Source organism: Promicromonospora sp. NPDC060204 (assembly GCF_042728455.1).
Taxonomy (GTDB): Bacteria; Actinomycetota; Actinomycetes; order Actinomycetales; family Cellulomonadaceae; genus Promicromonospora.
On the sequence record NZ_JBHWZO010000280.1, the window covers coordinates 1 to 7,751 of the forward strand.

7 protein-coding genes and 1 riboswitch are annotated in these 7,751 nt (G+C 72.6%); of the genes, 3 read left to right on the plus strand and 4 right to left on the minus strand.

Annotated elements, in window-relative coordinates:
- Positions 1 to 134: 134 nt before the first annotated feature.
- Together ACFWEJ_RS24770 and ACFWEJ_RS24775 are read right to left on the minus strand one after the other, a co-directional pair.
- On the minus strand, positions 135 to 1,400 hold the full coding sequence (locus ACFWEJ_RS24770; protein WP_377231841.1) for an O-succinylhomoserine sulfhydrylase: 1,266 nt from the start codon (positions 1,398 to 1,400) through the stop codon (positions 135 to 137).
- Positions 1,397 to 1,846 (minus strand): rhodanese-like domain-containing protein, encoded by a 450-nt coding sequence (locus ACFWEJ_RS24775; RefSeq protein ID WP_377231842.1) that lies wholly within the window; start codon positions 1,844 to 1,846, stop codon positions 1,397 to 1,399. The genes ACFWEJ_RS24770 and ACFWEJ_RS24775 overlap by 4 nt, the downstream gene beginning before the upstream one ends.
- A 216-nt stretch (positions 1,847 to 2,062) precedes the next feature.
- On the opposite strand from ACFWEJ_RS24775, the gene ACFWEJ_RS24780 reads away from it, so the two are divergent.
- Together ACFWEJ_RS24780 and ACFWEJ_RS24785 are read left to right on the plus strand one after the other, a co-directional pair.
- Entirely contained in the window at positions 2,063 to 2,842 is a 780-nt protein-coding gene (locus ACFWEJ_RS24780; protein ID WP_377231843.1) for a phosphotransferase enzyme family protein, read from the plus strand.
- A 45-nt stretch (positions 2,843 to 2,887) separates the two neighbouring features.
- A riboswitch (SAM riboswitch) is annotated at positions 2,888 to 3,002 on the plus strand.
- 31 nt (positions 3,003 to 3,033) lie between these two features.
- A complete protein-coding gene (locus tag ACFWEJ_RS24785; RefSeq protein WP_377231844.1) occupies positions 3,034 to 4,452 on the plus strand; it encodes an aminotransferase class V-fold PLP-dependent enzyme in 1,419 nt (472 codons plus the stop codon).
- A 3-nt stretch (positions 4,453 to 4,455) separates the two neighbouring features.
- Here the strand turns inward: ACFWEJ_RS24785 and ACFWEJ_RS24790 are convergent, their stop codons facing one another.
- Together ACFWEJ_RS24790 and ACFWEJ_RS24795 are read right to left on the minus strand one after the other, a co-directional pair.
- On the minus strand, positions 4,456 to 5,052 hold the full coding sequence (locus ACFWEJ_RS24790; RefSeq protein ID WP_377231845.1) for a hypothetical protein: 597 nt from the start codon (positions 5,050 to 5,052) through the stop codon (positions 4,456 to 4,458).
- A gap of 155 nt (positions 5,053 to 5,207) precedes the next feature.
- On the minus strand, positions 5,208 to 6,713 hold the full coding sequence (locus ACFWEJ_RS24795) for an amidase (RefSeq protein ID WP_377231846.1): 1,506 nt from the start codon (positions 6,711 to 6,713) through the stop codon (positions 5,208 to 5,210).
- Between the two features lie 170 nt (positions 6,714 to 6,883).
- Here ACFWEJ_RS24795 and ACFWEJ_RS24800 point away from each other — a divergent pair, with 170 nt between their 5' ends.
- Complete coding sequence (locus ACFWEJ_RS24800) at positions 6,884 to 7,705, plus strand: hypothetical protein (RefSeq protein WP_377231847.1); 822 nt, start codon at positions 6,884 to 6,886, stop codon at positions 7,703 to 7,705.
- Positions 7,706 to 7,751: the final 46 nt, after the last annotated feature.

A 7,751-nucleotide genomic window follows, 5' to 3' on the forward strand; every position in this document is an offset into this window, starting at 1 on the left:
CCCATACGTTATATTCTTGATTCTATTTTGCTCTTTTTTTTGTTTTTGTGTGTGTCTTTTTTTTTATTATGGTTGGTGGTGGTTGTGGTGTTTGGGTTGCGCGTGCGACCCCCGTCGCGGCCCACCCCGACGGCCTACCCCGCCGAGGACAGCGCCTGCTGGACGTCCTCGATGATGTCCTGGACGTCCTCCAGGCCCACCGAGAGGCGGACCGTCGTCTCCGCGATGCCGACGGCGGCCCGCCCCGGCGCGCCCAGCTTGCGGTGCGTGGTCGTCGCGGGGTGGGTGATCAGGGACTTCGCGTCGCCGAGGTTGTTCGAGATGTCGACCAGCCGCAGGGCGTCGAGGAACGCGAACGTGTGCCGCTTCGCGGCGTCGTCGTCCGTGCCCGCGGGGACCGCCAGGTCGAACGTCACGACGGTGCCGCCCCCGCTCATCTGCGACCGCGCCAGGTCCGCCTGCGGGTGGGAGTCGAGGAACGGGTAGCGCACGGCGCCCACCGCGGGCAGGTCCTCCAGGGCCTGCGCGACGGCGAGGGCGCTCGCGCTCTGGGCCGCGACCCGCACCGGCATCGTCTCCAGGCCCTTGAGCAGGGTCCACGCGTTGAACGGCGCCAGCGACGGCCCGGTGTTGCGGATGAACGTCTGCACGGGGCCGGTGATGTACTCCGTGGAGCCGAGGATCGCGCCGCCCAGCACGCGCCCCTGCCCGTCGATGTGCTTGGTCGCCGAGTAGACGACCACGTCGGCGCCCAGCTCCAGCGGCTTCTGCAGCAGCGGGGTGGCGAACACGTTGTCGAGCACCACGATCGCCCCGGCGGCGTGCGCCAGGTCCACGACGGCGCGCACGTCCACGATGTCCTGCATGGGGTTCGAGGGCGTCTCGAAGAACACCACGTCCGCGGGGGTCGAGAGCGCGTCCTCCCACTGGGACAGCACGTGCCCGTCCACGTAGTCGGTGCGCACGCCCCACTTCTTGAAGATCTCCTCGAAGATCACCACGCTGGACCCGAACAGCGCCCGGGCGGCCACGATCCGCGAGCCGGAGCTCACGAGCGCGGCCAGCGAGGTGAACACCGCGGACATGCCGGTCGCGGTCGCGTAGCAGGCGTCGGCGCCCTCGAGCTGGCGCAGGCGCTCCTCGAAGGTGTGCACCGTCGGGTTGCCGTAGCGCGAGTAGACGAACCGGTCGACGTCGCCCTTGAACGCGGCCTCGGCCTCCGCGGCGTTGTCGTAGACGTAGCCCTGCGTGAGGAACAGCGCCTCGCTCGTCTCCTGGAACTCGCTGCGCTGGTGGCCGCCGCGCACGGCGAGCGTCGCCGGGCGGACGCCGTCGGGGAGCGGCTTGCGGCCGGAACCGCCGGGGTTCGCGCCGGGCGGGTAAGCGCCGGTGACGGTCACGCGGGCCCCGCCGTCCACGGCAGGCCGGCGACCTTCCAGCCCTGCTGGTCCCGGACACCGTCGGCCCCGGGCGCGCCCTCGAAGCCCTCCAGCACGTTGTACGACGGCGCGATGCCCGACGCCGTGGCGAGCCGCGCCGCCGCGATCGAGCGCTGGCCGGAGCGGCACAGGAAGACGACAGGCCCGCCGGAGACGCCGGCCGCCTTGAGCTCCTCCAGGAACCGGGGGTTGGGGCGGCCGCCGGCCTGCACCCACTCGGCGAACACGGGCTGCTTCTCCAGCGAGGCCGTGTCCGGGATGCCGATCGTGCGCCACTCGCCGTCGGTGCGGACGTCCACCAGCGTGGCGTCCGGGTCGCCGGCGAGCAGGTCCCAGGCCTGCTGGGGCGTGATGTCGCCGGCGTAGCCGTCAGCCGGTCGTGCTTCGACGCGCGCGGGGTCGCTCATGATGCTCCTCCATCGGTCGTGGCGGTAGCACCCTCGTCCGTCCTCCGCTGCTGCGGGGAACGCTGGGTTGCTGCGGCGTCGTCGTGCCACGTCACTCGGCCGCTCGGGATGGTCGTTGCCAACCCTACGACATGGTGTCCGGTGGGTGGAACAGTGTCTCGACAGGTAACCCCAGTAAAATAGTAGGGAAAGCCGATCCTCGGTACGGTGACGCCGATGTCTGCTGACGAGGAGCCGCTGACCGGCGGGAACATGAACGCGGTGGTGCGCGTGGGCGACACGGTGCGCCGGACCGCCGGACCGTGGACGGCCACGGTGCACGCGTACCTGCGCCACGTCCGGGACCGGGGCGTCACGGACGTGCCGGAGCCCTTCGGGCTCGACGACCGCGGCCGCGAGGTCGTCTCGTTCCTCCCGGGCGATGTCCCGGGCTGGCCCGCACCGGAGTGGCTCTGGTCCGAGGAGAACCTGCGCGACGCCGGGCGCCTGCTGCGCCGGCTCCACGACGCGTCCCTCGATCTCGACCTGCCGGACGCCGTCTGGCAGCTGCCCGCCCGCGAGCCGGCCGAGGTGGTCTGCCACAACGACGCCGCGCCGTACAACATGGTGTTCCGCGCGGGCCGGCTCGCCGGCCTCATCGACGTGGACACGGCGGCGCCGGGACCGCGTCTGTGGGACCTGGCGTACACCGCGTACCGCCTGGCCCCGTTCGCGGGCGACGCGTTCGCCGGGGTGACCTACGACGTCGGGCACCTGGACCCGCTGGCCCGGCTGGACGCGCTGGTCGCCGCGTACGGGGCCTGCTGGTCGCGCGCCGACGTGCTCGGCACGATGGCGGAGCGCCTGACGGAGCTCGCCGCGTTCAGCGAGGCCAGGGCCGACGACGGCGGGCCCGCCGAGCTGCGCGACCATGCCGCGATGTACCGCTCGGACGCGGCCCGGGTCGCCGATCTCGCGGCCCGCGCGGCCCGCCCAGAACGTGGGACCAGCATCTGAGACATGCGTTGACAGGAGTTTTGCCCGCAGCACAGGATGGCCGCAGGTCATGAGCGCCAGCGTCAAGCCCCGGCTCGCTGGCCGGCAACCCTCCCTCCGCGGTGGGGTGCCCCGGGTGACGACCAGGCCGCGCGCAGCCCGCGTGCGGCAAGCGCGGGGGAACCTCCCCCAGGACTGTGCTGGAGGACGCCATGTCTGCTCCCACTCTCAGCCGTGCCACCGCGGTGACCGATCTCGCCCCGCTGCGCCCCGTCGTGGGCGGCGGGACGCTCGTCCCGCTCGTGGACGGCACGCAGGTCTCGTACGCGAACCTCGACGTCGCCGCGTCGGCCCCGGCCCTGCAGGCCGTCGCCGACCGCGTCACCCAGGTGCTGCCGCTGTACGCCAGCGTGCACCGCGGCGCGGGCTACCTCTCCCAGGTGAGCACGGCGCTCTACGAGACCGCGCGCCGCACCATCGGCGCGTTCGTCGGCGCCCGCGAGGACGACCTGACGATCATCACGCGGAACACCACCGACTCCCTCAACCTCCTCGCCGGCTGCGTCCCCGCGCAGGCCGACGGCGAGCCCGGCCGCGTGCTGGTGCTCGACGTCGAGCACCACGCGAACCTGCTGCCCTGGCAGCGCACCACCGGCGCGACCGTGCTGACCGGTGGTGCCACCGTGGCCGAGACCGTCGCCCAGATCCGGGAGGAGCTGGCCGACGCCGCCGAGGACCGCCCGTACGCCCTCCTCGCCCTGACCGGCGCCTCGAACGTGACCGGCGAGTCCCTCCCGATCGCCGAGATCGTCGCCGTCGCCCACGAGTTCGGGACGCGCGTGGCGCTCGACGGCGCCCAGCTCGTGCCGCACCGCCGCATCTCGCTGGAGTCCACCGGCGTGGACTACCTCGCCTTCTCCGGGCACAAGACCTACGCCCCGTTCGGCGCCGGCGTGCTGGTGGGTCACCGCGACTGGCTCGACCAGGGCACGCCGTACCTCGCCGGCGGCGGCGCCGTCCGGCGCGTGCGCGTGGGCGGCACCGACTGGCACGAGGGGCCCGCGCGCCACGAGGCCGGCTCGCCCAACGTGATCGGCGCGGTGGCGCTCGCGGCGGCCTGCGAGGAGCTGGCCGCGCTCGACCCGGCCGAGGTCGTGGCGCACGAGAACACCTTGCGCCGCCGGCTCGTGTCCGGGCTCGAGGCGATCGACCGCGTCGAGGTCGTGCGGGTCTGGGCGGACGCCGTCGACCCGGTCGGCGTCGTCACCTTCACCGTGACCGGGTACGACCCGGGACTCGTCGCCGCGTACCTGTCCGCGGAGCACGGCATCGGCGTCCGGGACGGCCGCTTCTGCGCGCACCCGCTGCTCGGCCGGCTCGGGTTCGACGCCGGGGCGGTGCGCGCCTCGGTCGGCGTCGGCACCGCGGGCGAGGAGATCGAGCGCCTGATCGCCGCCGTCGGCAGCCTGGTCGAGGACGGCCCGCAGGCCGGGTACGACGTCGTCGACGGGCTGTGGGTCGTGACCGACGACCCGCGCCCCGTGCCCGAGGGCTCCGGCCTCGCGGGCCTGCTGGCGACGGCAGCCCTGGGCTTCGACGAGGCCTTCGGCTGCCTCCCGGACGAGGACTGACGGCTACAGCGCGAGGGCCACGCAGATGCCGCCCATGGTGAGGTCCAGCCCGATGCACCACAGCGCGAGCGAACGGTTCACCACGACGTCGCGGCGGTAGTGCACCACGTCCCACCCGGCGTGCGCGGCGAGGGCGAGGCCCGCGAGGGCCAGCCCGAGCCGCGGCTCCAGGAACAGGGCTGCCGTCGCGACCCCGAAGAAGCCGGCCATCGCGGCGGCCTGCGGCCACGTCGCGCGGCGTCCGCGGGCCAGCCCGATGCCGGCCAGGACCAGCCCCACCAGGACGAACGCGATCCAGCGCGGCGTGTCCAGCAGCTCGGACGCGACGGGGATCGCGGACGCCAGGAGGGCGACGAGCCAGGCCGTCCAGCGGACGCCGGTCACGGCGGCGGCCAGGTAGCACAGCGTCGCGACGCCGATCGCGGTGGTCGGGTCCTCGGCGACGGCGTCCTGCCAGGTGCCGCCCACGATCGCCGTCCCGCCCACCAGCAGGGCGAAGCCCGTCAGAATGCCGAGCACGATCCAGGCGGTGTTGGCGGGCCAGGTCCCGGTCCACCGGCTCGGCCGCGCGGGGGCGGTCGTCTCGAACGTCTCGGCCATGGTCCCGTTCTCCCTGTCCCGGCGCTGTGGCGCCGTCGCTGTTGGATACCCACTAGGGGTACCCAAGCACGCGTCGCCGGGCCGCGGAACCACATTCGGCCACCACCGAAGTGTCAGGCGTACAGGTCCCTTGGTGGACCTGTACGCCTGACACGTCAGAGCGGAAAGGCCTGCGGACGGGGAAGCGCCGCCTCGATCTGGGCCGCCAGCGCCAGCAGCGTGAGCTCTCCGCCCGGCCGGCCGATGATCTGCACCCCCATGGGCAGCCCGGCCGGCGCCTCGGCGGTGGGCGCGGTCCAGTGGGTCGGCACCGTGATCGCGGGCAGCCCGGCGACGTTGAGCATCGACGTGAAGGGCGTGTACTGGCACTGCTGCTCGAAGTTCCGCTCCGGATCCTCCGCGTCGTACCAGCCGATCGGCCGCGGGGTGAGCGCGAGCGCGGGGGTCACGACGGCGTCGTAGGCGCTGACCTGCGCCACGAGGGAGCGCTCGAAGCCGGTGAGCGTGCGCACCGCCTCGGCGAGCTGCCGGGCGGGGACCGTGCGGCCGGTACGGATGAGCCACTGCGTCAGCGGCTCCAGCTTGTCCAGGGTCTCCGGGTCGTCGATCGGCACCGCTGAGGCGCCGCCCATCCACAGGGTCCGGAACGCCGGGGCGTACTCGGGGGCTGCGGCCAGCGCGAACTCGTCGACCTCGTGCCCCAGGCCGGCCAGGGCGCCCACCCCGGCGTCCAGCGCGGCGCGGGCCTCGGGGGACACGATGATGTCGTAGAAGCCGTCCCACGCCGACGACGTGGTCACGCCGATCCGGGCGAGGCGACCGGGGTCGCCGGCCTCCTCGGCAGGCAGCTCGGCACGCTGCGCGGCCGCGAGGTAGGCACCCGCGGCGTACGACGGCGCCCGCAGCGTGTACGGGTGCGCGACGCCGCCCCCGGCGCGCCGCGGGAGCATCGCCTCCAGCAGCAGGGCGGCGTCGGCGACGGTGCGCGCGATCGGCCCGTTCACGACCAGCCCGCCCAGGGAGTCGACGCCGCTGCCCGCGGGCAGCAGCCCGCGCGTTGGCTTGAGGCCGACGACTCCGCAGGCCGCCGCGGGGATGCGGATCGACCCGCCGCCGTCGGACCCGGGCGCGAACGGCAGCAGGCCCGCCGCCACCGCGGCGGCCGCTCCGCCGCTGGAGCCACCCGCGCCGCGGCCCAGATCCCAGGGGGTACGCGCCGGGGCGGCGCCGACCGGCTCGGTGTAGGCCGGGAAGCCCAGCTCGGGCGCGGCAGTCTTGCCGAGGCTGACGATCCCGGCGTCGTCGAGCACCTGCACGATCTCGTCGCTCTCCTCGGCCGGCGGCAGGCCCGCGAAGGCGCGCGACCCGAAGCCGGTGGGCACGCCCGCCCTGTTCCACAGGTCCTTGTCCCCGGTGGGCAGGCCCCACAGGCTGCCCGACGGCGGCGGCGTGCCCTCGCCGGAACCCGTCCCGCGGTTCTCCTGGAGCTCGGCCGCCCGTTTCCGGGCTTGCTCGGGGGTGACCGTGGCGAAGGCGCCGACAACGGGGTTCAGCCGCTCGATCCGGTCGAGGTAGTGCTCGGTCACCTCGGTGGGGGTGAGCTCTCCGGCGGCGAGAAGGTCGCGGAGCTCGACGGCGGTCCGCTCGTGCAGGGCATCCATCCCGTCAGGCTAGACGCTTTCTGACGAATCGCATTCAACGATGTGACCTGCGTTGATACCCAGCGCTACGGGCGAATGGAACTCTGCACCGTGTAATTCCGCCGCGCAGAATGCGCTTCTCCGGCATATGTTCGTGCGGAGCTGTCACCTTTGCGCCGCGCCATCACGGTGTGCCCGAGGTGCACAGAAATATCTCGAAGGGGGAGAACACCATGACATTCTTCAATACGGCACTCGTGCCGAACGCAGTCGACTGGCTGGCACCGATCACGGACGCGCTCGGTGCGGTCGCGAGCTTCATCCCGAAGCTCCTCGTGTTCCTGGTGGTATTCCTCATCGGGTACTTCATCGCCAAGGCGATCGCCCGGTTCGTGGGCATGATCCTCACGCGGATCGGCTTCAACAAGGTGCTCGAGCGCGCGGGGGCGAACCGGCTCCTCGCCGGGTCGGGCATCGAGCCGATCGCGCTGCTCACGAAGATCATCTACTACTTCATCCTGCTCATCACGCTCCAGCTCGCGCTGAGCGCCTTCGGTCCCACCAACCCGGTGAGCGCGATCGTCAACCAGATCGTGGCATGGCTCCCGAGCCTGGTCGTCGCGATCATCATCGTGGTGATCGCCGGCGCCATCGCGAATGTGGTGAAGGACCTTCTCATGAACACCATGGGCCGCGTTTCCTACGGCCCGCTCGTGGCGAAGACGGTGGCCTTCTTCATCATCGCGCTGGGTGTTATCGCCGCCGTGAACCAGATCGGCATCGGAACCACCGTCACAATGCCCGTTCTCATCGCATTCCTGGCCACGGTCGCCGGCATTCTCATCGTCGGCGTCGGCGGTGCGCTGATCGGCCCCATACGGTCGCGCGTCGAGGGTTTCCTGGGCAATCTGTCGGACGGCGCCGCTGCCGCCAGGCCCGTCGCGGAGCCGAACAACACGCCTGCCGTCGCACCCGGCACCACGGGCTCGTTCGCCCCGCCGCGCGACATCTGATCGTCAGGCCCGTACGACGCCGGGGTCGCACCGCCACGTGACGGTG

Excerpts from the sequence above, each read along its gene's own strand:
- ACFWEJ_RS24780 (WP_377231843.1), top strand. The coding sequence starts at position 2,063 with ATGTCTGCTGACGAGGAGCCGCTGACCGGCGGGAACATGAACGCGGTG.
- ACFWEJ_RS24785 (WP_377231844.1), top strand. The coding sequence starts at position 3,034 with ATGTCTGCTCCCACTCTCAGCCGTGCCACCGCGGTGACCGATCTCGCC.
- ACFWEJ_RS24795 (WP_377231846.1), bottom strand. The coding sequence starts at position 6,713 with ATGGATGCCCTGCACGAGCGGACCGCCGTCGAGCTCCGCGACCTTCTC.
- ACFWEJ_RS24775 (WP_377231842.1), bottom strand. The coding sequence starts at position 1,846 with ATGAGCGACCCCGCGCGCGTCGAAGCACGACCGGCTGACGGCTACGCC.
- ACFWEJ_RS24790 (WP_377231845.1), bottom strand. The coding sequence starts at position 5,052 with ATGGCCGAGACGTTCGAGACGACCGCCCCCGCGCGGCCGAGCCGGTGG.